This is a genomic window from uncultured Winogradskyella sp. (assembly GCF_963975125.1).
Taxonomy (GTDB): Bacteria; Bacteroidota; Bacteroidia; order Flavobacteriales; family Flavobacteriaceae; genus Winogradskyella.
On sequence record NZ_CAXBGB010000009.1, the window covers coordinates 22,287 to 48,333 of the forward strand.

General features: G+C 32.7%; 20 protein-coding genes. 10 read left to right on the forward strand and 10 right to left on the reverse strand.

Annotation, left to right across the window (positions count from 1 at the left end; all coding sequences use genetic code 11):
• Positions 1-30: 30 nt before the first annotated feature.
• From AAC053_RS02610 to AAC053_RS02630, 5 genes are all read right to left on the reverse strand, one after another.
• On the reverse strand, positions 31-2,787 hold the full coding sequence (locus tag AAC053_RS02610) for a TonB-dependent receptor (RefSeq protein ID WP_339752424.1): 2,757 nt from the start codon (positions 2,785-2,787) through the stop codon (positions 31-33).
• Positions 2,788-2,869: 82 nt separating this feature from the next.
• A complete protein-coding gene (locus AAC053_RS02615; protein WP_339752427.1) occupies positions 2,870-3,790 on the reverse strand; it encodes a GLPGLI family protein in 921 nt (306 codons plus the stop codon).
• A gap of 162 nt (positions 3,791-3,952) precedes the next feature.
• Positions 3,953-4,651 (reverse strand): GLPGLI family protein, encoded by a 699-nt coding sequence (locus tag AAC053_RS02620; protein ID WP_339752430.1) that lies wholly within the window; start codon positions 4,649-4,651, stop codon positions 3,953-3,955.
• A 298-nt stretch (positions 4,652-4,949) separates the two neighbouring features.
• Positions 4,950-5,804, reverse strand: a complete 855-nt coding sequence (locus tag AAC053_RS02625; protein ID WP_339752433.1) for a GLPGLI family protein — start codon at positions 5,802-5,804, stop codon at positions 4,950-4,952.
• Complete coding sequence (locus AAC053_RS02630; protein WP_339752436.1) at positions 5,804-6,175, reverse strand: hypothetical protein; 372 nt, start codon at positions 6,173-6,175, stop codon at positions 5,804-5,806. The genes AAC053_RS02625 and AAC053_RS02630 overlap by 1 nt, the downstream gene beginning before the upstream one ends.
• Positions 6,176-6,342: 167 nt before the next feature.
• On the opposite strand from AAC053_RS02630, the gene AAC053_RS02635 reads away from it, so the two are divergent.
• The 4 genes from AAC053_RS02635 to AAC053_RS02650 all read left to right on the forward strand — a co-directional run bounded on the left by AAC053_RS02635 (position 6,343) and on the right by AAC053_RS02650 (position 10,035).
• Positions 6,343-7,878 (forward strand): ATP-binding protein, encoded by a 1,536-nt coding sequence (locus AAC053_RS02635; RefSeq protein WP_339752438.1) that lies wholly within the window; start codon positions 6,343-6,345, stop codon positions 7,876-7,878.
• Entirely contained in the window at positions 7,871-8,554 is a 684-nt protein-coding gene (locus AAC053_RS02640) for a response regulator transcription factor (RefSeq protein ID WP_339752440.1), read from the forward strand. The genes AAC053_RS02635 and AAC053_RS02640 overlap by 8 nt, the downstream gene beginning before the upstream one ends.
• Positions 8,555-8,634: 80 nt before the next feature.
• On the forward strand, positions 8,635-9,417 hold the full coding sequence (locus AAC053_RS02645) for a hypothetical protein (protein WP_339752443.1): 783 nt from the start codon (positions 8,635-8,637) through the stop codon (positions 9,415-9,417).
• A 3-nt stretch (positions 9,418-9,420) separates the two neighbouring features.
• The gene (locus AAC053_RS02650) at positions 9,421-10,035 is read left to right on the forward strand and encodes a deoxynucleoside kinase (protein ID WP_339752445.1); all 615 of its coding nucleotides are present in this window, start codon (positions 9,421-9,423) and stop codon (positions 10,033-10,035) included.
• On the opposite strand, the gene AAC053_RS02655 is transcribed toward AAC053_RS02650, so the two are convergent.
• The 3 genes from AAC053_RS02655 to AAC053_RS02665 all read right to left on the reverse strand — a co-directional run bounded on the left by AAC053_RS02655 (position 10,032) and on the right by AAC053_RS02665 (position 14,173).
• Complete coding sequence (locus AAC053_RS02655; protein WP_339752447.1) at positions 10,032-11,027, reverse strand: phosphatase domain-containing protein; 996 nt, start codon at positions 11,025-11,027, stop codon at positions 10,032-10,034. The two genes, AAC053_RS02650 and AAC053_RS02655, sit on opposite strands and share 4 nt — an antisense overlap.
• A 74-nt stretch (positions 11,028-11,101) precedes the next feature.
• Complete coding sequence (locus AAC053_RS02660; RefSeq protein WP_339752450.1) at positions 11,102-13,522, reverse strand: sodium-translocating pyrophosphatase; 2,421 nt, start codon at positions 13,520-13,522, stop codon at positions 11,102-11,104.
• A 123-nt stretch (positions 13,523-13,645) separates the two neighbouring features.
• On the reverse strand, positions 13,646-14,173 hold the full coding sequence (locus AAC053_RS02665; RefSeq protein ID WP_339752452.1) for an inorganic diphosphatase: 528 nt from the start codon (positions 14,171-14,173) through the stop codon (positions 13,646-13,648).
• 143 nt (positions 14,174-14,316) lie between these two features.
• Here AAC053_RS02665 and AAC053_RS02670 point away from each other — a divergent pair, with 143 nt between their 5' ends.
• Positions 14,317-16,533 carry a M1 family metallopeptidase gene (locus AAC053_RS02670; protein WP_339752455.1) on the forward strand — a complete coding sequence of 739 codons (2,217 nt, stop codon included), beginning with the start codon at positions 14,317-14,319 and terminating at the stop codon, positions 16,531-16,533.
• Positions 16,534-16,548: 15 nt separating this feature from the next.
• On the opposite strand, the gene AAC053_RS02675 is transcribed toward AAC053_RS02670, so the two are convergent.
• Together AAC053_RS02675 and AAC053_RS02680 are read right to left on the reverse strand one after the other, a co-directional pair.
• Positions 16,549-19,059, reverse strand: coding sequence for a DUF5686 family protein (locus AAC053_RS02675; protein WP_339752458.1), 2,511 nt, complete (start codon positions 19,057-19,059; stop codon positions 16,549-16,551).
• An 86-nt stretch (positions 19,060-19,145) separates the two neighbouring features.
• A complete protein-coding gene (locus AAC053_RS02680) occupies positions 19,146-20,123 on the reverse strand; it encodes a pyruvate dehydrogenase complex E1 component subunit beta (RefSeq protein ID WP_339752460.1) in 978 nt (325 codons plus the stop codon).
• A 260-nt stretch (positions 20,124-20,383) separates the two neighbouring features.
• Between AAC053_RS02680 and AAC053_RS02685 the strand changes: the two genes are divergently transcribed.
• The 5 genes from AAC053_RS02685 to AAC053_RS02705 all read left to right on the forward strand — a co-directional run bounded on the left by AAC053_RS02685 (position 20,384) and on the right by AAC053_RS02705 (position 25,886).
• The gene (locus AAC053_RS02685; RefSeq protein ID WP_339752463.1) at positions 20,384-21,130 is read left to right on the forward strand and encodes an electron transfer flavoprotein subunit beta/FixA family protein; all 747 of its coding nucleotides are present in this window, start codon (positions 20,384-20,386) and stop codon (positions 21,128-21,130) included.
• A gap of 86 nt (positions 21,131-21,216) precedes the next feature.
• Positions 21,217-22,179: an electron transfer flavoprotein subunit alpha/FixB family protein gene (locus AAC053_RS02690; RefSeq protein WP_339752466.1), complete on the forward strand. Its 963-nt coding sequence runs from the start codon at positions 21,217-21,219 to the stop codon at positions 22,177-22,179.
• 151 nt (positions 22,180-22,330) lie between these two features.
• Complete coding sequence (locus tag AAC053_RS02695; RefSeq protein ID WP_339752468.1) at positions 22,331-22,945, forward strand: bifunctional nuclease family protein; 615 nt, start codon at positions 22,331-22,333, stop codon at positions 22,943-22,945.
• A gap of 15 nt (positions 22,946-22,960) precedes the next feature.
• Positions 22,961-24,676, forward strand: a complete 1,716-nt coding sequence (locus AAC053_RS02700; RefSeq protein ID WP_339752471.1) for a nucleoside transporter C-terminal domain-containing protein — start codon at positions 22,961-22,963, stop codon at positions 24,674-24,676.
• A 385-nt stretch (positions 24,677-25,061) separates the two neighbouring features.
• Positions 25,062-25,886, forward strand: a complete 825-nt coding sequence (locus tag AAC053_RS02705) for a thymidylate synthase (RefSeq protein ID WP_339752473.1) — start codon at positions 25,062-25,064, stop codon at positions 25,884-25,886.
• Positions 25,887-26,047: the final 161 nt, after the last annotated feature.

A 26,047-nucleotide genomic window follows, 5' to 3' on the forward strand; every position in this document is an offset into this window, starting at 1 on the left:
GCCTCCTCAATTGAGGAGGCTATTTTAATATTATAATGTATAAGTAAATCTAAAGGTTATAAAACGTGGTTGCACAAATGTCTCTGAGCTAAATACAGAAATATTACCTGCACCATTACTAATATTAGAATCTATATCTAATAAGTTAGAGGCTCTAAGAGAATATTCCCATTTTGCATCTCTGTCTTTTCTATAGCTTAACGAAGCGTTCCAAGTCTTAAAAGTATCTATTTCTCCATTACTCTCTTGGCTGGTATAACTAAAATCAGTAATAAAGGTCAGTGAATCCCATATATAAGCATCAAACTCTACAGATGGTGTATTAGTGATAAACTTTGTAGAATTAGAACCTTGGTCGTTAGTTCTCACGGAATAACCATACCTTAATCTTACGTTTGGCGCTTCTCTAAAATTAGTGCGTAATTCTGGTGTGTAACTTTGCGTAAAACTTTCATTCACAGATTGTCTTCCTTGAATAAACTGATTATTTAAACTGTAATTAAAGTTAGCTCTAAGACTCGCTCTTATTTTACCAAAAGTACGTTGCACTCTACCAAAAACAGAAGCACTCTCATCTGCAAATTGCGAGTTAAAGAACGTGCTTGTTCTAATAACACTTTCAAAATTAGTTAATGATCTAATCTGGTCTATATTTTTACTATAATTAGCACCAGCAAAAACGTTAGTATAGTTAAAGAGATTAAAACTACTATAAAATAATCTTAAATTGTGGGATAGCGCATTTTGTAACTCTGGATTACCAAACTGGATGCTGTTATAATTGTTTAATACTAATCCTTCAGCGATATTAGTAACATCGGTAAAGGTGTTTGTCATATTATAATTAAACTGTAAGCTCTCACTTTTCTTAAACTGTACCCGAGCTTCAAAATCTGGCAGCACATTAAAGAAATTATCTTCAAATGTTTCACCACCTTGTGTGTTTTTATTTCCATAAGCATGGAAAGATACACCTGGCGTAAATGTAAATTTACCTGTCTTAAATCTGTAATGTACTCCTACATATAAATCACTGAAATTATACTCAACATCATTAGAATCTCTACCATCATTAAAGGTTGGAGTTGGGTTAAATAACGAACCATCGTCTAAAAACTGGAAGATATTAGAATTAAATTGCTGATTACTTAAAATTGTCCCTAAAGTAAGATTAATGTTACTTTTCGCATTCAATATATTGTAATAATCTAATTTTGCATCTAGCTGATTAGACTTTACACGTCGTTCTTGATTAATATTATAACCAAACTGATCTTGGTCTAACCCTAATCCCGAAGCAGTGGTATCAAATACATCGCTATTACTTGGGTCTGGGTCATTAACTAACAGCGCATTATAAAAAGGATCTTCATCTTTTAGTAAATGTTGTGCTTCAAAAGCAAAAATATTATTCTCATTTAATGTATAGTAGTAACTCACATTTTGATTAATACTATATGGCTTAGCCTCATCAATTTGATTGGTTTGGCCAACAATAGAAGAAAATACATTCTGCCTTTCTTGATCGTCTGATATACGACCTAAAACATCATAATCTAATTGATTATTAACATTAGGCTTATAAGATGCACTTAACTTTGCAATGGCTTGATTCGTTGCTTCTCTACCAAGTTGTATTGTAGATTCGTCTGGTGGTAAACCAGCCGATTCATCTTGTGGTGTAGTTGGATCGTCTTCAATTTCTATATAATCGATAAAACTATCTTCTCTTGTTCTTAATCTGCTACTATTGTAGATAACAAAACCGCTTAAATCTAATGATTTATTTGGTGAGTAACTAAAATTAGCTGTAGCTAGTTTAGTTACCACTTCTTGAGCATTGGCTATGCTAGTTAATCCTCTAAGACCATTATTACCTAAATTAATACTTGTACCACTTGTTCTACTTGGCCTTCTAAAGCCTCCTCCAAAATTTCTAATATCTCTATTTGTTAAAACTACTTCACCAATATTATTCATATCACCAATAAGGTTGATACTATATTTTGGGCTATAATAAAATAACTTTGGTTGCATTAAATATAACTCATCATTTGGTGATGGTGCTGTACCAGCACCAGCTGTAATATCTCCAAACCAGAAGTTTTCTTTTCCTTCCTTAAGTTTAATATTAATAGCTACATTATCTTGATTATTCTGTACTCCACTTAACTGTCCTACTTCTGCATAATTACGTAAAACCTGCACTTTATCAACAGCATTAGATGGGATATTTTTTGTTGCCAATTTAGTATCACCATCAAAAAAATCTTTACCATTGACCATCAATTTATTTACAACTTTACCTTCAACTTCAATCTGCCCATCAGTATTAATTTCTACACCAGGCAATTTCTTAAGTACATCTTCTAATTTTCGCTCAGAGCCATTCTTAAATGAATCTGCATTATAGATTAAGGTATCACCTCTTACAGTAACTGGCATTTCGTAGGTTAACTCAACTGCGTCTAAAGAATTATCGGGTAATAACGTAAAATCTTTTGTTATGTCTGTTTCTTGAGTAGAGACTATCACTTCAGAAGTTTTAAGGCCAATGTAACTTACTTGTACTTTGTACTTGCCATTTTTTCCTAGAGACAACACATATTTACCTTTATCATTGGTTATGGCATAAGACTCTAAGGTGTTCGTTTCTTGATTGATGGCAATAATATTGGCAAGTTCTAATGGTGTGCCTATGCTGTCTTTTACAACACCTTGCATTTTAATTTGAGCAAATGAACTACCTGCTACTAATACACATAGTAGTGCTAATAATTTTTTCATGGTTTGATTGTTTTCTTTTTGATTGGTTAATTAAGTTACTTCATTTGAAGCGCAATCATTGTCTTATAAATAGGTTCAAATTTTAGTTTCTTCGGCCTCCATGTCCACCTCCGCGACCTCCACGTCCACTATACATCTCACGCATTTCCTGCATTTTTTTTGTAATGATCTTAGTGTATTCTGCCTGTGTAACTTCTTCTCCTTTTTCAGGTTTATCAATATCCTCTTTTTCTTCAGGGTTCATTACAATCTTGGTACATAAAATTGTTGTACGATCTGCGTTAATCTCTAATATTAAACCTGGTAAACCCCAATAATCATCTGGCCCTTGATTAATCGGAATTTGTGGTGTGTACCATGCCACAACTTCTATAGTTTTAGGGACTTCAATCTCACTCATTGGATCGACTGAATTTGCATCAGCTACATCAGTCGTTTTCATAGAGTCTTTAGCGACTTTCCCTTCTTTTTTCTCATCTTTATCGTTTCCACCTCTTCTTCGCATACTGCGCCAATCAAACTGGTCTACAATTTTAGTTGCTGTTGCTTTAAAGCACATGTATTTACCAATTTGTTTGGTTTCTGTACCCATTTTCCACTCGAGTGTTTTTAATTTGTCTTTAATTAAAAATTGTTTACCAAAAAACTCCTGATCTTGTAATAACTCTTTAGTTTTTACATTTTTATATTTTGGTCCTCCAGAAAAACTACTGGCAAAACCGCCAAATCCTCTTGCTCCTCCACCTGGAGCTTCTAGTTTTTCATCTTCTTTGTAAATAGATTCTGTTTTATTAAAGGTAAGTATATATTGTTTTTCCAAAAAACTTTTCATTCGCTCTTCCATTTGCTTTTTACGTTCTGGACTCATATCTCTACCACCAAATTGATCTAAATCCATTGTGGTCTTGGTTTGGTAATACGCTTTTCCTTGAAAATCTTGTGCAAATGAAATTGTGCTAACAAATACTAGTAATAATGTAAATTTTAATAGTGGTGTCTTCATCTTAAAAGGTTAATGTTGTCTAATAAATGTAATCTTATATTTTTTTGTTTATACTAAAAAAATTACACGGTATTATTCCTCAACATAGATTAATAATTAATTAGACTACAAAAGAAGCCGAAAGTTAAATTGCAATACGTTAAACTCTTGTTAAAGAAAATATCAACGTCTTCTTCCTCGATTATTACGGAATTCTTTCATTTTTTCTACAATAATTTCATTATATTCATTTTTAGAAACCACCTTTCCTTTTTCAGAAGCTTCAATCTCAACTTTCTCATCTGGGTTCATTACAATTTTAGAACAAAGCATAATTGTATTACCTGCACTAACTTCTATAATTAAACCAGGAAGTCCCCAATATTCTAGAGGTCCATGACCAACAGGAATTTGTGGTGTGTACCAGGCTTCTACTTCAGTCATGTCAATTATTGCTTCTTCATCAATTTCTGCACCTGTAGAATCAATCTTTTTCTCATTTGAACTTCTTTGACTATCCCAAGAAAAATTATACCAAGTCAACTCAATTGTGGGAATAGAAGCTGTAGCTTTAAAACATGTGTACTTTCCAATTTGTTTAGTCTTAGCACCCAATTTCCAATCAATTACTTGTAATTTATCCTTTACTAAAAATTGCTTGCCATAAAATTCTTGACTCTGAATTTGAGAATTGGTCTTTACATTTTTGTATTGCATTCCAGGTGTAAAGTTTTTTCCCCAAGAATCTGTAGCACCAGACATCGCATCTAATTTTTCATCTTCATAGAATGTGGACTCTTCTTTATTAAAGCTAAGTACATAATTTTTTTCTAGTCTATTTTTCATTCTAACCTGTACTTGCTTCTTTTGTGCTTCACTCATTCTTGAGCCCCAACTTCCTAAATTCAATGTCACCTTAGAAACATAAAATGCCTCCCTTGAAATTCTTGAATGGTTGATTTTTTATTTTTTTTTACACTAATCGGCAGTAATACTGTGAATACAAAGAGGCTGATTTTTAATAAGATTGATTTGATAATAAAGATGATCTTAATTTTAATTTGTTTAACAAATATAAAAAAATATTAAACAAAATAAATTTTGTTTATCATAAAATTATCAATCTAAACCATCTGTTTATTTAAAACTTGTTTCCCTTTCATATTATTTTCTATACTATTTAGCCACCAATAGTAATTGAGATACCTTCTCCTTTACGACCTTTTCTGGGAGCATAACGTTCCATCATTTCCTTATTTTTCTTATCCATAATCTCATCGTACTTTTCTTGATTGACTTCTTTTCCTTTTATAGGCTCTTCAATTTTTACTCTATCCTCTGGATTCAGCACAATTTTACTGCAGATAATGGTTAGTTTTCCATCATGTACTTCTAAAATTAAGCCTGGTAAACCTTGATACATTGCAGGTCCATTGTTTACAGGAATTTGAGGTGTGTACCAAGCGGTAACTGTACGTTCTTCCATCACTGGTTTTTTATCTTCTTTTTTGTCGTCAGAGTCCATACTAAATCCAGTATTATTAAACACCTCTACCTGCTTAGTATAGGTTGCTTTGTAGCATTGATATTCTCCTATATACTTAGTTTCGGCTTCAAGTTTCCAATCTATTTTTTTAAATTCATCTTTAACTAAAAAGATTTTACCCATAGTATCTTTTTGGTCTGCATAGCGATTATCCTTTGTGTTTTTATATAGCACATCAGACCCACCTCCATTACCAACCATTACTATCTGAAATTCTCCTCTCATTGCAGCTTGTGGCTTATCTAAGGCGACATCTTCCTTATATAAAGACGCCTCTTTATTAAAAGTTAATTGAAATGTTTTTTGAAATTGCTTTTTCATCATCTCCATCATCTTAGTATGCATTTCAGAATTCATCTGAGTGCTATCCATTTTAATATCAATTTTTCGTTGTGTTTTGTATGTTGCAACACCTTGAAAATCTTGGGCATTAACTGAAGAGAAGACTACTGTTAGTGCTAAAACTATAATTCTAATTACTGTTGTCATTAGTTTCTGTTTTTTAAATTATAAAACTTTAACGCTGAAGCTTTCGCTTTTAAAATGCTTTTTAAAAGTTTCTCTTTCTCATTAGCTTTTCCTTTAATAGTATATGTCATAGACCCTTTCAATTTAGACTTAGTCTCTTCAAAACTACAGTTAAGCTTAAAGGTTATATCTTCATCAACGTCCATCATTTTAAATAACTCATCTAGATCTTGTTCTTTAAAAGCAGATTCGAGTTCCTCAACTGAGTCTATAGTAACTTCTATACTCAGCGCTTCAACTTTTACAGTTTCTAATTCTTTTTCTATTATAGATTGGCTAAAACCTAAAAAAGGTATAAGTAATACTATGCATAGAAAAAAAGTTTTACTCAAAAATTTATTAAAGCTTAGGTTTTTGTGAGTTTTCGATTTCATGGATTATTGATTTTATAATTATTACATCACAAATATCTTAATACTTATTCTGTTTTTGAGTTAACGAACGTTAACGTGTGTTAACCAATTAGTGCTACTAAGATATAACTTTATACATTTGAAATATGAATGACAAAAGGTATAAATGGATTTTGTATACAATCGTTGCCGTAATAATTGCAACGATAGGTATTCAGATTTATTGGAATTATAAGAACTATCAAACTAATAAGCAACAACTTATTAACGAAGTGCAGATAAGTGTTGATAGGGCTGTAGATGATTATTATGCAAACTTAGCTGAACGTACAACTTTCGGTATTTTTCTTGAAGGAGATCAACAGAAAGATGCTTTTAAAGAAGGTGGTGAATTAGACAGGTTTTTAAAAAACATTGATGAATCAAAAAAAGAATTTCAGAACCTTGACTCATTGGATATTAATCACATAGAAGATATAACTATAGTTAGAGGGTTTAAAGTAGATTCTATAGAAAAAGAGCATAGTAAAATTCATCCTTCTATATCACCAAATGCATTTAAACTAAGAATCGATAGCCTTAAAACCCAAAACAAAGATTTTGACTTTAAAGAAATTGAAATGTTAACCTCTAAAGTAATTATTTCTATTAGTAATGACAGTATAAATTTAAATGAAGTAGATAGTTTAGTTAAACTTGAATTAGATAGAAAAAATTTAGCTGTTAACTATAAATTATATTACGATAAAGGTAAAACAAATAGGAAATCTTCGGCTGATCTTTTAAAAACATTAAATGATTCTATTTTAAAAAAAAATGGAACTTTAACGACCACTTCTAAATCTACTTTTTTACCAAAAGACAGTACACTTTTAATTGGTTTTACAAATGAGACTGCAACTATTTTAAAGAGAGGCTTAGCTGGCATTTTAATTTCTACACTATTAATTTTAGCGGTTATAAGCTGTCTGTTTTATTTACTAAAAATCATTAAACGCCAAAAACAACTTGCTGAAGTAAAAAACGACCTTATCAGTAATATTACACACGAGTTTAAAACACCAATTGCTACAATTGGTGTGGCTTTAGAAAGCATTAGTAATTTTAACGCCATTGAAGATAAAGAGAAAACTAAAAAATACATTAGCATGTCTTCTGAACAGTTAGGTAAACTCAATACTATGGTCGAAAAACTGCTTGAAACGGCTACTTTAGATAGCGATAGTTTAGAATTAAATAAAGAATCTATTGACATAGTAAACTTACTCAACTCATTAGTGAGTCGTTACAAAATTCGATTTACTGAAAAGGAATTTAATACCAGTTTTAAGGTTGAAAATTTACCTGCCAATGTTGATGTGTTTCATTTTGAAAATGCCTTAAATAATATTATAGACAATGCCGTTAAGTACGGTGGTTCTATAATTTCGATAGATTTAGTTCCTAAAGAAAAAGTCTTAGATATTTTAATATCAGATAATGGTAATACATTGACCAAAGCTAATAAAGAACGTGTTTTCGAAAAATTTTATCGCGTTCCAAAAGGTAACACTCATAATGTTAAAGGCTTTGGTATTGGTTTATATTACACTAAAACAATTATAGAAAAACATAAAGGTTTCATTGACTTAGAATTAAATAAAAATTTAACCACATTTAAAATTACACTGCCAAATGGTTGATAACATAAAATTATTATTAGCTGAAGACGAAGCAGCTCTTGGACAGATTATAAAAGAAAGTCTAGAGACTCGAGATTTCGAAGTTATTTTATGTGATAATGGTGAGAAAGCCTTTGAAAAGTATAAATCTGAGAGCCCTGAAATTTTAGTTTTAGATGTTATGATGCCTAAAAAAGATGGCTTCACACTTGCAAAAGAAGTTAGAGCTATAGATGATGCCATACCAATAATATTCTTAACTGCTAAATCCCAAACCGCTGATGTGGTCGAAGGTTTTTCTATTGGAGGTAACGACTACCTCAAAAAGCCTTTTAGTATGGAAGAACTCATTGTAAGAATTCATGGTTTATTAAATCGCTCTAAAATTCAGAAGATTTCAGATATTATAGAAATAGGTGACTATACATTCAATTTTCCAAAACAGCAATTGCGATATAAAGATGAAAACTCATCGCAATTAACTCATAGAGAAGCACACCTTTTATTTCATCTCATAAAAAACAAGAATGAAGTATTGGATCGTTCTTTAATATTGAATAAACTTTGGGGAACGGATGATTTCTTTTCTGCCAGAAGCATGGATGTCTTTATTACTAAGCTTCGTAAAAAGCTTAAATATGATAAAAGTGTTCAAATTATTAATGTTCGAGGTTTTGGCTATAAATTGGTAGTTTAAAGAGTATAACTATCTCTTTTTAGAGATACCTGCTTTAGTAAGTAATTTTATGATTCAATTTTTGTAATTTGCTTTACTCTATGCGCAAGTTATTTTATATATTATTTCTGTTTGGTTTTAATTGTTTTTCTCAGCAACAAGTAAAGGCAAGTATAAAAGATTCTACCTACTTAAAGGCCAAGAGTATCTTTGGAGTAGATGCATTTGAGACACTCTATTACGCGACTAAAGACAATTCATTTCACAAAAAAACAAAAGACACCACAATTACATATTCAAATTTTCAATTAGGAGAAATCACTTCAGCAAATACCTTTAATTCCTTAAAAATAAATTTATTTTACCAAAATTTCAATACTGTAATAATACTAGACAATCGTTTAGCAGAGATTTATAAAATCGACTTCAACAGAATTCAACCTTATAAGAATGTAAGCTTTGTTTCTACAGGTTTTGACAATACGCTTTGGGTATTTAATCAAGATTTGCAGCAATTAGAACTGTTTGATTATAAAACCAATAAAATAAGACTAAAAACTGTACCTGTGCAATCGGACGTTTTAGATCTAAAAAGTGACTATAACAATTGTTATATGCTCACAGAGAACTTTTTATATATCTACAATTATTTTGGAAGTTTAATTGCAAAACACACAAATGAAGGTTATGAAAGTCTCGCATTTAGCAAAGCGCATTTGGTATTAAGAAAGGCTGAACGTCTATACATATTGCAAAAAAATAAACTTAAAATTGAATCTATTGAACATCCAAATTTGTTAATAAATCAGTTTTTGGTAACCAATGAAACCTTGTATATTTACGACGACAAAACACTACGTCAATACCAACTAAAAATTGAATAAATTATGCATGTTGCCGTTGCAGGAAATATAGGAGCAGGTAAAACAACGCTCACAAAATTACTCGCTAAACATTATAAGTGGGAAGCCCAATTAGAAGACGTTGTTGACAATCCGTATTTAGATGATTTTTACAATCAGATGGAACGTTGGAGTTTCAACTTACAGGTCTATTTCTTAAACAGTAGATTCCGTCAAGTAAATCAAATTCAAGATAGCGGAAAAGACATTATCCAAGATAGAACCATTTATGAAGATGCGCATATTTTCGCACCTAATCTTCATGCAATGGGTTTAATGACAAATCGCGATTTCGAAAACTATTCATCGCTTTTTCAATTGATGGAGTCTTTCGTTAAAGGTCCCGATTTATTAATTTACTTACGTAGTTCTATTCCTAATTTAGTTGCTCAAATTCATAAACGCGGTCGAGACTATGAAAACACCATTAGTATTGATTATCTAAGTCGATTAAATGAGCGCTATGAAGCTTGGATTACTAAGTACGACAAAGGCAACTTATTAATCATTGATGTAGATAATTTAGATTTCGTTGCAAATCCAGAAGATTTAGGTGGCATTATTAATAAAATCGATGCTCAGATTAATGGTTTGTTCTAAGCAATAAACCCATGTTTTCTTGCATGGTTTAAGGCCTGATTACTTGTTTTAATAATTAGCACAGGAACTTCACCATAATTTTTAAATAAATTAGAAATACGTTTCATTCGTTTAGAATGCTGAACACTTCTTAAATAAATTCCTGTAATCCTTTTAGGAAATTTCTTAACTATATCTAAATATATATACGCGTCTTTTTCACCACAGTCACCAATAAGAATAAATTTTAAATTTGGATACGTATTTAGGATATTATAAATCTCATGATATTTATGTGCTAATTCAGTTTTTGGTGTGCGATCAAAAGGTGTCCTAAGATCTCTTAGTAAAATAGGCCCTTTCGGGAAATTATTTATCCTTAAAAAGAACTCTAGATAGCGATATAAATTCCAAGGGCTATTACTCACATAAAAAACAGGATTAGCATCTTTATTCGATTTTCCGCGATGTAATAAATGATAAAACTCAGCAGATCCCTCTAAAACTTTACGTTTATGTGGTGTTTTAAATATTGTGTTTACTATAACACGCCATTTTAAGTGAGATGATACACCTGTATGTAATATTGTATCATCAATATCGCTAATAACTCCAAAACTAGAATTTACTCTTGGCACAAGCATTTTTCCTGAAAATCTATTTTTAAGTTGAATCTTTCTCTTATGTTCAGATGCATAAGCGACGACAAAATTTAACCAACCTTCATCATCTAATAACTCATAGATATTTTCCGTTGTTTCATCTACAAAAAAATAACCCTCATCATCGGTATTACAAGTAATAGTATTGCCATTTGGAAATGTAATTGACACTGGCGTATTTCTAATTTCATCGGTTTCAAAACGCTTCCAAGAATTCACAAAAAGATTAAACCAACCTTTTTTATCTAAATCTATATCTTCATCTTCTAAAGCTCTGCCCTTGAGATACAGATGTGATTTTGCACCATAAGTATTAAAAGGAATGATTTGTAAAGGGTCTTTTTTTAACATTTAGAGTAAACTATAGGTTATAAAAATAAAAAAGCCACACGAATTGTGTGGCTTAAAAACGAAATAATAAAATATTATCCTTTAGTAATATCTATTTTTTCAATAACTTTTTCAACTTCACCACCTTCATTTTTTAATGTAGCTTCAAAAGCGTTTAGTTTTTTCTCTACTTCAGCTTTAGTACCTTCAAATATAATTACTTCAGATACTTTTTTCCCTTCTTTCGAAGTTGAGTAATTAACTGTTGCTTTTGCTAAATCTTTAGATTCTATTGTCATTTCAATTGAAACTTCATCTTCAATATTTGCCATTTCAGTTTCGGAAGAATGACCTCCTAAAATTGGTGCAATTACTAAACCAATAAGACATGTTAATTTAATTAAGATGTTCATTGAAGGACCAGACGTATCTTTAAATGGATCTCCAACAGTATCACCTGTTACAGCTGCTTTATGAGCCTCAGAACCCTTAAAAGTCATTTCTCCATTAATCTCTACACCAGCTTCAAAAGATTTCTTAGCGTTGTCCCAAGCACCACCTGCATTGTTTTGGAAGATTGCCCATAACACACCTGAAACTGTAACACCAGCCATATAACCACCTAACATTTCTGCAATAGCAAGATTATCCATACCAAATAACATTGGTACAAAAGCAATTACTAATGGAAATCCGATAGTTAATAAACCAGGCAACATCATTTCTTTTAAAGAGGCTTGTGTAGATATAGCAACACATTTATCATATTCTGGTTTTCCAGTGCCTTCCATAATCCCAGGAATATCTCTAAACTGACGACGTACTTCTTGTACCATTTCCATGGCAGCTTTACCTACAGCATTCATTGCTAAAGCAGAAAATACTACTGGTACCATACCACCAACAAATAACATTGCTAATACTGGTGCTTTAAAGATGTTAATTCCGTCAATTCCTGTAAACGTTACATAAGCAGCAAATAATGCTAAAGACGTTAATGCAGCAGAAGCGATTGCAAATCCTTTTCCAGTTGCAGCAGTTGTATTACCAACTGAATCTAAAATATCTGTACGTTCTCTTACTATTGGTTCTTGTTCGCTCATTTCAGCAATACCACCTGCATTATCAGATATTGGGCCGAATGCATCAATTGCTAACTGCATTGCAGTTGTAGCCATCATTGCAGAAGCAGCTAAAGCGACACCATAGAATCCTGCAAATGCGTAAGATGCCCAAATCGCTCCAGCAAATAATAATACTGAAGGGAATGTAGATATCATACCTGTTGCAAGACCAGCGATAATATTAGTTCCAGCTCCTGTAGAAGACTGTTGTACTATTTTTAAGATTGGGCTTTTCCCTAATCCTGTGTAATATTCTGTTACTGAAGAAATAACTGCACCTACAAACAATCCAACTAAAGTAGCATAAAATACACGCATTGCAGAAATTTCTACTAATCCTTCACCGAAGAAGTTCATTTTCATGGTTTCTGGTAACATCCATGTTACTAGACCAAAACATGAAACAGCTACTAAAATAATAGAAGTCCAGTTACCAATATTTAAAGCTCCCATAACTTGAGCTTCTTTGGCATCATTACTTTTTATTTTTACTAACATGGTACCGATGATAGAAATGATAATTCCTGCACCAGCAATTGCCATTGGCAATAAGATTGGGCCAATACCTCCAAATAGGTCATCGATTGATCCACCCATATCTTTAATCACATAGTTACCAAGAACCATAGCAGCTAATACTGTTGCTACATAAGATCCAAATAAATCAGCTCCCATACCTGCAACATCACCTACATTATCACCAACGTTATCTGCAATTGTAGCAGGATTACGAGGATCATCTTCTGGGATACCAGCTTCTACTTTACCAACTAAATCAGCTCCAACATCTGCAGCCTTAGTATAAATACCACCACCTACTCTTGCGAATAACGCAATAGATTCTGCTCCAAGAGAGAAACCAGCTAATGTTTCTAATACAATAGTCATATCCATTGTATTGGTCCATTCGCCTCCCATAAATACCTGGAAAAATATAATAAAGAATACTGTTAACCCTAATACTGCTAAACCAGCTACACCAAGACCCATTACTGTTCCACCTCCAAAAGAGATTTTAAGTGCGTTTGGTAAACTTGTACGAGCCGCTTGTGTTGTTCTTACATTTGTTTTAGTAGCTATTTTCATTCCGATGTTACCAGCGAAAGCAGAAAACACAGCTCCACAAACAAAAGCGATGATAATTAAATAACTTGTTGTTTCAACAAAATGAGCAACTACAGCTAATAAAGCAGCTACAATAACCACAAAAATGGCAAGCAGTCTATATTCTGCATTTAAGAATGCTAATGCTCCTTCGTAGATATGATCTGAAATTTCTTTCATTTTACCATCTCCAGCATCTTGTTTCATAACCCACGATTGTTTTATAATCATGTAAATTAATCCTAAAAGTGCCAAAGCAATTGGCATGTAAATCATCATTGATTCCATATTATATATTTTAATTTTTAATTTATTATTTAGCTGGGCAAAAGTAACAAAATAGACGAGAATAGAAAAACCCTTTAGCTGTAATTGCTAAAGGGCTCTATAAATGCTATTATATAATTAGGTTTAGATCGCAAAATCACCATTAGTTTTATGCTCGCTAGTTTCATAACGCTCAATGCATTTGTTGAGAATATCGTAGGCCTCTTGAGCATTTCCCCAACCACCAACATCTACTCTTTTCTTTTCTAAATCTTTATAAACTTGAAAAAAATGTTCAATTTCTTTAATTTGATGCGGATTCATATCAGACAAATCATTAAGATTATTCCATATAGGATCAGAAACTGGCACACAAATCACTTTTTCATCAGGTCCTTTTTCGTCTGCCATGTGAAATACTCCAATAGGCTTCACCTCCACCACACACATCGGAAACGTAGGTTCCCCTCCCATAACTAAAACATCTAAAGGATCACCATCTAATGCAAGTGTTTCTGGTATAAAACCATAATCTGCTGGATACATCATAGATGAAAATAGCATACGGTCGAAACGAATTTTCTTTAAATCGAAATCGTATTCATATTTATTACGGCTTCCTTTCGGAATTTCTATTAATACATCGAAGGTTAATTTTCCTGTTGCAGTCATATTTATTTTCTTTTAAAAAGGGCTGCAAAGATAAGCAACTGATTAAGTTTCACCAACAAAAAACAAAATTGAGTTTTTATATAATTCAATATGTAATCGTTTAATTATTACCTTGTAATCCAATTTCATTAATCCATTAACGCATGAAACGTATCCTAACATTTTTACTTTCTATTTTCATTTCCTCAACTGCTTTTTCTCAAGATCAAAAATACCGAGGAAAGTTTGAACCAATTGATAATATGATTCCTCAACCAAACGTGTATCGTTCGGCAAGTGGTGCACCAGGAAAAGCCTATTGGCAACAACGTGCAGATTATAAAATTAAAGCCAAACTCGATGAAAAAAATAACACCATAAGTGGTGATGAAACGATCACTTATTTCAACAATTCTCCAGATGACCTCACATACTTATGGATACAACTAGAGCAAAATGTAAATAAAAAAGAGAATGAAGACTTTGGTTATGCATTCGGAAATGTGCGCGATTCAATGAATACAAGACACATGCAATTTTTAACGCGTGCTATTGATTTTCCGGCTGGTTATTCTATAAAGTATATTAAAGATAGTGATGGCAATGCTATTAAATCTTTAGTGAATAACACCATGATGAAAGTGTTACTGAATCAACCTTTAAAAGCAGGTAAATCACTTACGTTTTCTATTGGTTGGTCTTATTATATTACCGATAGAAGTATGTACTTATTATCTCGAGAAGGCTATGAGTATTTCCCTGAAGACAACAATACAGTTTACCTTATTGCGCATTGGTTTCCTAGAATGGCTGTTTATAATGATACTGAGGGATGGCAAAACAAACAATTTCAGAAACTAGGCGAGTTTGCATTAGAGTTTGGCGATTATGATGTTGAAATTACTGTACCAGCAGACCATATCGTCGCCTCCACTGGAGATTTAAAAAATGAGTCTGAGGTACTAACAAAGACCCAACAACAACGTATGGCTAAGGCAAGAAAATCAGTAGATAAACCACTATTGATTATTACTCCTGATGAAGCCATTGCAAACGAGAAAAAGAAATCTAATAAAACTAAAATCTGGAGATATAGAGCAGAAAACGTTCGTGACTTTGCCTTTGCATCATCACGTAAATTTATATGGGATGCACAGGCTGTACCACTAGAGACACATACTGTTATGGCTATGTCCTTTTATCCAAAAGAAGGTTTACCTGTTTGGAGCGAATCATCTACACTAGCCGTAAAGAATGCTTTAGAAGTTTACTCTGAAGCTGTATTTGAATACCCATATCCTGTTGCTATCTCTGTAAACACATCTAACATTGGTATGGAATTTCCAATGATAAGTTTCAATGGTGGCAGACCTATCAATGGAAAAATAAGCAAAAATGCTAAAGCAGGTATGATTAGCACAATAGTACATGAAGTTGGACACAATTGGTTTCCTATGATTGTGAGTTCAGATGAGCGTCAATGGATGTGGATGGATGAGGGATTAAATACATTTATACACCAACGCACTATGGAAGAACGTTATCCTAATTACCCTCATACTGTACCTAAAAGTATAGTTCCATTTATGACAGGTGATAAGAGTATAATGCGACCAATAATGACATCTTCTGATAACGAATTATTAAGTCAGTTTGGTGCTAATTATTATCAAAAACCAACAGTAGGATTACAAATGTTAAGAAAGTCTATTATTGGTAAAGAATTATTTGATCAGGCTTTTAAAGAATATGCTAATCGCTGGAAATACAAGCACCCAAATCCGGCTGATTTATTTAGAACCCTTGAAGATGCTACTGCTGCTGACTTAGATTGGTTTTATAGAGGTTGGTTTTTTACTACGGACAATGTAGATATGGAGTTAACTAACGTAAAATGGTTTACAGTTGCAGATGAAAACAATATTGAAAATAAAAATACGATTATAAAAGCAAGTATTAAAGCTGAGAATGCAGGAGAAAATACTAAAGATTTTGCTGGCGGACCAGAAACTATTACAATGGTAACAACGCCAGACCAAGCTTATGGACAGTTTTTATCTCGAATTGATGAACCAGAAATACGGAAACAACTCTTTGGTAAAAATATTTATGAGATTACCGTAAAAAATATTGGAGGTCTTATTATGCCAGTAACCATTGAATGGCAATTTACTGATGGAACTAGCGAGATTGATGTCTTACCTGCAGAAATTTGGAGATTAAATGAGTATGAAATCACCAAAACATTTATAAAATCTAAACAAGTTGAAAAAGTAGTGTTAGATCCAAATTTTGAATATGCCGATACCAATATTAAAAATAATAGTTTTCCAAAGGTTGAAGAAGTTTCAGATTTTGATAAATTTAAGAGTAAAAATTAGACAGTTGATATTAAGTTAAAAATAAAAACCAAAACTACCTGTAACACCAAAACGTCTCGCGCCTGGATTATCTAAATAGTTACCTCTAAAGTTAAAATCTAATCGTAATACTTTAAAAATATTGGCCACACCAAAACTGTACTCATAGTAAGCACGCGAGTCTGGAGCTATTAGTGGAAATTCAACCACATTTCCTGTGGTACTTAACGCAATATTTTCATCAGACAATTCGCCCCAAACACCTCTTAAACTCAAAATAGCTCTAAGATTATATTTCTTTAAAAATGGAATGCGTGAAAATACACGACCATTAAAATTATGCTCTAAGTGCATTGATGTATAGGTATCTGTAACAAATTCGTAAAAATCGAGCTGTGAAAAGGTATTATAAATTGAAAAATAAGTCTGATTACCTGGAACAACGCTTAATAAAGATAACGGAACTTCACCAAAAGTTTTACCAGCTTCAATAGACGTTGTTAAACGCCCAAAACCACCCACTTGCCATGGTTTAATGTACGAAAACTGCACTTTAGTATAATTAAAATCACTATCAAACCAATTGCGATCTCCTTTACTAACTTGCGCAAAAAGACGCGCAAAATTATCATTTTTATTTTTTCGCTCTACACCAAAACCAGTCATTTGTCGCTTTGGGTAATAAGCCAATGATAAACGACTTTCAAACTGTTTTACTTCAGATGAAATACCTGTTGGAGATTCTAAATCATTATAATCTAAACTGAATGTTGGTGATGCAGAACGTAATTCCCTAAAGCTTCCATCTAGTCTAACTTCAAAATTTCTTGCAGGCTCAATGGACATTCCGAGATTTGTTAAGCTTATATTGGTTAATTTATCATTAGCACCAGTACTTATAACAGAAGACGATGCTAAACTTCGACCCAAAACGTCTGTAGAACTTGTTAAACTTGCGCCTATTTGTTCTACATCTCGCCTATTTCCACCAAATAGTGTCAATCGACTCCGTTTGTCTAGCAACCATTTACCAGAAATACCATATTTAAATTTATCATCCCTAAACCCATAGGCAATAAAACCTTCTAATCTCCAAATATCATTTGGCCCAAAATAAGTTCTACCACCTGTTCTTAGTCTAAGACCTTCAACCTCATTAAATCCAAATGTTGAAAAAATTGGACCATAATCAAAATTAATACTCGGAAACTCAACATATCCAGAAGCCAAAATACTTCCTAAGTTATAAAGGCGTTTAAATTTTTTAACCGTTTTAAGGGTGTCTAACATTTTGTAAACCCCTTTTTCATCCTTATTTAAAACTTCTAGTCTATTCTTTTGCCAAAAGTCATCTTCTCTATTATAAACATCCTCTTCATAATTATAAACAACCTTTTCATAATATTCTTTATCCTTTGGATGATTGAATTCATAATTATCATAAAGCGTGGTTCGTTTTCCGTAAACACCTCTAGACTTTTCCTTTTTATTTAAAGCAAAGTCAGACAAAAAATAATCGCGCTTTATTAGGAATACCGAATCATTAAGTACTTCGAACTCCTGTTCAATATAAATTTCTTTTACCCAGTTAATATTGGCACTTTTAGACGCTTGAAGATTAATTTCCTTAATCGCATAAGTAGAATCATTGACCCAAAAATCACCTTTAAAAGTCAATTCATTTTTACGTCTTGGATAATAGATAATGTTATAGCACCATTTGTTATCTATAAAAGCACTATCTGATAACACATAATTATAGGTCTGTATTCCGGTACGACTTAATGGGCTTACAAAGCTTTTATCGAAAAACTTAAGGTAGTTATCATAGACGTTGTATTCTGAATACAAATCGTCTATAAAATCTATAATCACTTGATTATTACTAAATCCCGAATTTTTATTTCCTAATAAATCTTCGCGCTCTTTATTAATAACATTATCACCAGATATTTTTTTTACCGATTCATTTAAGAAAATAGGCAAATAAGTTTTCCCTGTTACACTTGAGGTATCTACTTCTTCAAAAACAAACTCCATACCTTTAAAGAGTTTGCTCTTTATTAAAGCACTATCGATGGTATTTAAATCGAACTCTACTTTTTCATATTGATCATATTCATATTGCTTAAACTGACTTAACCCATTGAGACGTTTACGTTCCCATATTTTTTTTAGAAGCCGTATAGCAGGATTTTCTGAAGCTTTTTTAGATTGCTTTCCTGTAACGATAAGCACTTCGTTAAGTGAGGATGCTTCTTCTTTTAAAATAAATTTTAAATCGTAATTAACACGCTTGTTAAGAGTTATCTCTAACTTTTCGAAGCCCAAAAATGAAACGATTAGAGTTTCCCATTTTTCGTCTGATTCTAAATAGAATTTTCCGTCTTCATTAGTGATGGTACCTTCAGTTGAACCCTTAAACAAAACATTGGCGAAAGGAATTGGTGTATTGTTTTCATCGAACACGTAACCACTAACTTTAGTCTGCGCAAGAGCAGAAAAAAAACTGAGGCCTAAAAAGGTTATAAGTAGTTTTATCTTCATATTTAAAAAACAAACTTCATCAACAACCATGCTAAACTATAGCTTAAGGTTACTAATGAAGTTAATTAAACGCAGGAAACTGCAATTTATTTGTACATTACTTTTTTCACTGCTTTAACAACGTCGTCACTGTTTGGTAACCATTCTGCTAATAAAACTGGTGAATATGGTGCAGGAGTATCTGCTGTATTAATTTTTACTACAGGAGCATCTAAATAATCAAACGCTTCTGATTGTACTAAGTATGTGATATCTGTTGCCACATTTCCAAAAGGCCAAGCCTCTTCTAAAACAACGAGGCGATTGGTTTTCTTTACCGATTTTACAATGGCGTTTCTGTCCATAGGACGTATGGTACGCAAATCAATTATCTCGCAAGAAATATCTTCTTTAGCTAATTCGTCAGCTGCTTTATATGCCTCTTTTATAATCTTTCCAAAAGATACAATAGTTACATCTGTACCTTCGCGTTTAATTTCGGCAACTCCAATAGGCACAGTATATTCTCCTTCTGGCACTTCTCCCTTATCTCCATACATTTGTTCACTTTCCATAAAAATTACAGGATCGTCATCTCTAATTGCAGATTTCAATAAACCTTTAGCATCATAAGGATTAGAAGGGATAATTACTTTTAAACCAGGCGTGTTGGCAAACCAATTTTCAAAAGCTTGTGAATGTGTTGCTCCTAACTGACCTGCAGAACCTGTTGGCCCTCTAAACACAATTGGACATTTAAATTGTCCACCAGACATTTGTCTAATTTTAGCCGCATTATTAATAATTTGATCAATACCAACTAAAGAGAAGTTAAACGTCATATACTCAACAATAGGACGATTTCCTGTCATTGTAGAACCAATTGCGATACCAGCAAAACCAAGCTCAGCAATTGGTGTATCAATAACACGCTTAGCACCAAACTCATCTAACATTCCTTTTGAAGCTTTATAGGCACCATTATATTCTGCAACCTCTTCACCCATTAAATAAATGCTTTCATCTCTGCGCATCTCTTCGCTCATGGCTTCGCAAATAGCTTCTCTAAATTGAATTGTCTTCATTATCTAGTTTTTAATCGAATAGCAAAAATAGGAATTATTCATTATTATTTTACAATAATAAAGCGGATAAAATTGAGACTAGTAAATTTAAAAATTTTGATTAAATCCAAAACCCCTTTAAGCCATTAAATTATTGATTTAACACCTAAACACAAATTATTTATTAAAACAATAATTTTACTATGCATGCATAGTAAAATTTCAATTATTATATTTATCTTCGTGCACTAGAAAAAAGACGTTTAAATAAATAATTTTTTATGAAGATATTAGTATGTATTAGTCATGTTCCTGATACAACCTCAAAGATTAATTTCATGGATGGTGATACTAAATTTGACACTAATGGTGTTCAGTTTGTAATCAATCCTAATGACGAATTTGGTTTAACTCGCGCTATGTGGTTTAAAGAAAAACAAGGTGCAAGCGTAGATGTTGTTAATGTTGGTGGTGCAGAAACAGAACCTACTTTAAGAAAAGCCTTAGCGATTGGCGCAGATTCTGCAATTAGAGTAAATACTGAAGCGACTGATGGTTTTGTTGTTGCCAAACAATTAGCAAAAGTGGTTAATGATGGTGGTTATGATTTGGTAATTGCTGGTAGAGAATCTATTGATTATAATGGAGCAATGGTACCAGGAATGTTAGCTTCTATGGTTAATGCCAACTTTGTAACTAATTGTATTGGTTTAGAAATTGACGGAACAAATGCTAAAGCAGTGAGAGAAATTGACGGAGGAAAAGAAACTGTAAGTACTTCTTTACCATTGGTTATTGGTGGACAAAAAGGGTTGGTTGAGGAAAGTGATTTACGTATTCCGAATATGAGAGGTATTATGATGGCTCGTAAAAAACCATTAACCGTAGTTGAACCTACTGATGCTAATGCTGAAACAAAAGCAACTAGTTTTGAAAAACCAGCTCCAAAAGGTGCTGTAACATTGGTAGACGCAGATAATATTGATGAATTAGTTAACTTACTTCATAACGAAGCTAAAGTTATATAGTCTGTCATTCCTGCGCAGGCAGGAATCCACAAATAAATTATAACAAATTAGATTCCTGCCATTGCAGGAATGACAAAAAAAGAATTATGTCCATTATAGTATATACAGAATCAGAAAGCGGAAAATTAAAGAAAACGGCTTTAGAAGTGGTCTCTTATGCAAAAGCTATTGCAGATCAAATGGGAACATCAGTTACTGCTGTTGCCATTAACACAGACAATGCTGAAAGCCTAGGAAACTATGGTGCATCTAAAGTTCTTTCCATAAAAAATGAAGCCTTAAGTGCATTTAACGCAAAAATTTATGCTGCTGCAATTGAGCAAGCTGCAAAACAAGAAAGCGCAAAAGTTGTCGTTTTAAGTTCTAGCGCAGATAGTAAATATTTAGCTCCATTATTAGCCATAGGATTAGATGCTGGTTATGTTTCTAATGTTTTTGAAACACCATCTAACGTGTCTCCTTTTACAGTAAAGCGTTCAGTGTTTACAAATAAAGCCTTTGCTAATACAGAGATTACTACAGATGTAAAAGTTGTTGGTTTATCTAACAATTCTTTTGGTTTGGTAGAATCTGGTGGAAGTGCCACTGTTGAAGATTTTTCGCCATCACTACCAGATTCTGGCGTAAGCGTAGAGTCTGTTGATAGAGTAACGGATAAAGTGAGTATTGCAGATGCAGAAATCGTAGTTTCTGGTGGACGCGGATTAAAAGGTCCAGAAAATTGGGGAATGATTGAAGAACTCGCTTCCGTATTAGGCGCAGCTACGGCGTGTTCTAAGCCAGTTTCAGATTTGGGTTGGAGACCGCACAGTGAACACGTAGGGCAAACAGGAAAACCTGTAGCTTCTAATCTATATATTGCAATAGGTATTTCTGGTGCAATTCAACATTTAGCAGGCATCAATTCTTCTAAAGTAAAAGTAGTAATCAACACAGATGCAGAAGCACCATTCTTTAAGGCAGCAGATTATGGAGTCGTAGGTGACGCCTTCGAAGTGGTCCCAAAGCTCATTGAAAAATTAAAAGCTTTTAAAGCCCAAAATACATAATTTTATTACCTTGTAATATTAAAGGGCTGTTTAAATTTAGAATTTCTCTTATTAGCTTACGTTTCGTCGAGAGTATAGAAGGAATTATCCAAATGTGCATTATGCAGTTGGTAAAGTCCAAATTTAAACAGTTCTTTGTGTTTTATAAAATATGAGCTTAGTTCGTTTAAATATCAAAGGCATTTCATACAGCCAAACGCAGAATGGTGCTTACGCATTAATTTTAAATGAAGTTGATGGTGACAGAAAATTACCTATTGTCATAGGAGCTTTCGAAGCACAATCTATAGCTATTGCTTTAGAAAAAGAAATTCGTCCACCACGACCACTTACTCACGATTTATTTAAAAATTTTGCTGACCGCTTTGATGTTGTTGTAAAACAAGTGATAATACATAAGTTGGTTGATGGTGTATTTTACTCTAGTTTAATTTGCGAACGCGATAAAATTGAAGAAATTATTGATGCCCGAACAAGCGATGCTATTGCATTAGCTTTGCGTTTTCAAGCACCTATATTTACTTATAAAAACATTTTAGATAAAGCCGGAATCTATCTTAAAGTTAATCCTAAAAAGGATGATGAAGAACAAGATAGCATCCTCGTTGATGATATAATTGCAGAAGAAATAGAAACTGTAACTTTCGAACAAGAAGGCTATAAAAACAAATCACTGGAAGACCTTAACTCCCTTTTAGATGAAGCTGTAACTAATGAAGATTACGAAAAAGCAGCCAAAATAAGAGACGAAATTTCTAAACGCTAGTTAACATATACTTTTATGAATCATTTTTTCAAGGCCTTTATTGCTATTTTTATTGGATTTTCATCAATTACGGCACAAGAACTTGAAAAAACATGGGAATCCCAATCATCAGAAAGTATCTATAGCTCTCTCGAATTTAAAAAAGGAGAATTTAACTTCTATTCAAACTCTAAAAAAAACTTAAAAGGTGATTACATGTATCAGAACAACTTACTGGTACTATATTACAATGACTCCATTAACTCTATAAAAAGGTATAAAATCTCAGAACTCACTGATTCTACCTTAGTTTTCTCAGGAAAAGACATCCATTTTAATTTAGTATCAGCTAAAAAAGACATACTAAAGACTAAAGATAAAGCTGCTTCAGACAGTATTATTCCCAGTCAGGGATTTACTTTCTCCAGTTTATGGCGAGGAATATTAGGGATGATAACTTTAATTTTTATTTCCTTTTTATTTAGTAGTAATCGTAAAGCAATTAATTGGAAAACTGTTGGAATTGGGTTAGCATTTCAACTCATAATAGCAGTTGGTGTTTTAAAAATAACTTTTGTAAAAACGGCTTTTGAATATGTTGGTGAAGGGTTTATAGCTATTCTTGGTTTTACTCAAGCCGGAAGTGAGTTTTTGTTTGGAGGCATGCTAGATGTAAATTCTTTCGGTTTTATTTTTGCTTTTCAAGTTTTACCAACTATAATTTTCTTCTCAGCATTAACTTCAGTGTTGTTCTATTTAGGTATCATTCAGAAAGTCGTAAAAGGGATGGGCTGGTTGCTAACAAAAGCTTTAGGTATTTCTGGTGCAGAAAGCCTAAGTGTTGCAGGTAATATTTTCTTAGGTCAGACCGAAGCTCCATTACTAATTAAGGCTTATTTAGAAAAAATGAATAAGTCCGAAATACTTTTAGTTATGATAGGTGGTATGGCAACTGTAGCTGGTGCTGTTTTAGCCGCATACATTGGCTTTTTAGGTGGAGAAGACAAGGAGTTACAATTGTTTTATGCTAAGCATTTATTAGCAGCTTCTGTAATGGCTGCACCTGGTGCTATAGTTATTTCAAAAATATTATTTCCTCAAACTGAAAAAGTAAATACTGAAGTAGAAGTATCACAAGAAAAGATAGGTTCAAACATTTTAGAGTCTATTGCCAATGGTACTACAGAGGGTTTAAAATTAGCCGTAAATGTTGGAGCAATGCTTTTAGTATTCGTTGCTTTTATTGCGATGATTAATGGTATTTTAGGAGGTGTAGCAAGTTTTGATGGGTTTACTATAGGTGTCCTAAATATTGATTGGCATTTTACATCACTAAACGAAATCATTGCTAATAATACACCTTATGATAGCTTATCATTAGAGTTTCTTTTAGGATATATATTTGCTCCTTTAATGTGGTTAATTGGTGTCGCCTCCGAAGACATGGCCTTAATGGGTCAACTCTTAGGTATTAAACTGGCAGCAAGTGAATTTATAGGCTATATTCAATTAGCTGATTTAAAAGATGTAGCTAACTCAACACATCTTACTTATAATAAATCTATAATAATGGCAACCTATATGCTTTGTGGATTTGCCAACTTTGCCTCTATTGGTATACAAATTGGCGGTATTGGATCTTTAGCGCCAGGACAACGTAAACAATTATCTAAATTTGGTATGAAAGCATTATTAGGTGGTACAATAGCATCATTAATTTCTGCAACTATTGCAGGTATGATAATTGGCTAGTCTAATTCCTGCGAGGGCATAAATCTCATAATTTATAGTTAACCCGTTGTGCCTTTTTAATCTAAAAACAATACAAATTGACGTCCGTTCGAGTGATTTTGAGGTACGAAAAATTGTATCGAGAACTATATTTGTATTGAAATTCTTGTTCTCGATACAAATTTTACTCATTTTCAATCGTAAAATCCACTCGAACTACGAGTTTCATCAAAATGCACAACGGGTTATATAGTTAATAACTTTTAATATTATACAAAGCTTCAAGTCTAATGATTTGAAGCTTTTATTTAATTTCGTTATCGGTCATTTTGGTGCTATTTCTGTAACAAAATCCAACAAAATTTAGTTTAATTTAATGAGATTCCTGCTTTTGCAGTAAGAGAACATGAAACAATATCACAACTTAGTAAAACACGTTTTAGCAGAAGGGAACGAAAAAGGAGATAGAACAGGTACAGGAACAAAAAGTGTTTTTGGTTACCAATTGCGTTTCGATTTAAGTGAAGGTTTTCCCATGGTAACAACTAAAAAGTTGCATCTAAAATCCATTATATATGAACTCCTTTGGTTCTTAAAAGGAGATACAAACACAAAATATTTAACCGAAAACGGAGTACGTATTTGGAATGATTGGGCTGACGACAATGGAGATCTTGGACCAGTATACGGCCATCAATGGAGAAATTGGGCGAGTGAAGACATCGATCAGATTAAAGAGGTTATCGCAACTTTAAAAAATAATCCTAACAGTCGTAGAATGTTAGTGTCTGCATGGAATCCTTCAGTTTTACCAGATACTTCTAAATCATTTACTGATAATGTAGCCAATGGCAAAGCAGCTTTACCTCCATGTCATGCCTTTTTTCAATTCTATGTAGCAGGTGGTAAACTATCTTGTCAACTCTACCAACGTAGTGCAGATATCTTTTTAGGCGTTCCTTTCAATATTGCGTCTTATGCTTTATTTACTATGATGATGGCTCAGGTTTGCGGATTCGAAGCTGGAGATTTTATCCACACTTTTGGTGATGCTCATATCTATAGCAATCATTATGAGCAATTAGAATTACAATTATCTCGAGACATTAGACCATTACCAAAAATGGTATTAAATCCTGAAATTAAAGATATCTTCGACTTTAAATTTGAAGATTTCACCCTTATGGATTACAATCCGCATCCACATATTAAGGGTGTTGTGGCAGTTTAAATATTTTTATGAAGTCTTTATTTTCCCCTATTATATTCCTATTTGGCTTTTTTGCATTTTGCCAAGATGCGACCTCTACCCAATCTGAATTAGACTCTCTGTTTAATAAAAGAGTTACGAAAATATTTAAAATCATTGAGAATGTGCCTCTTTATAAAGGC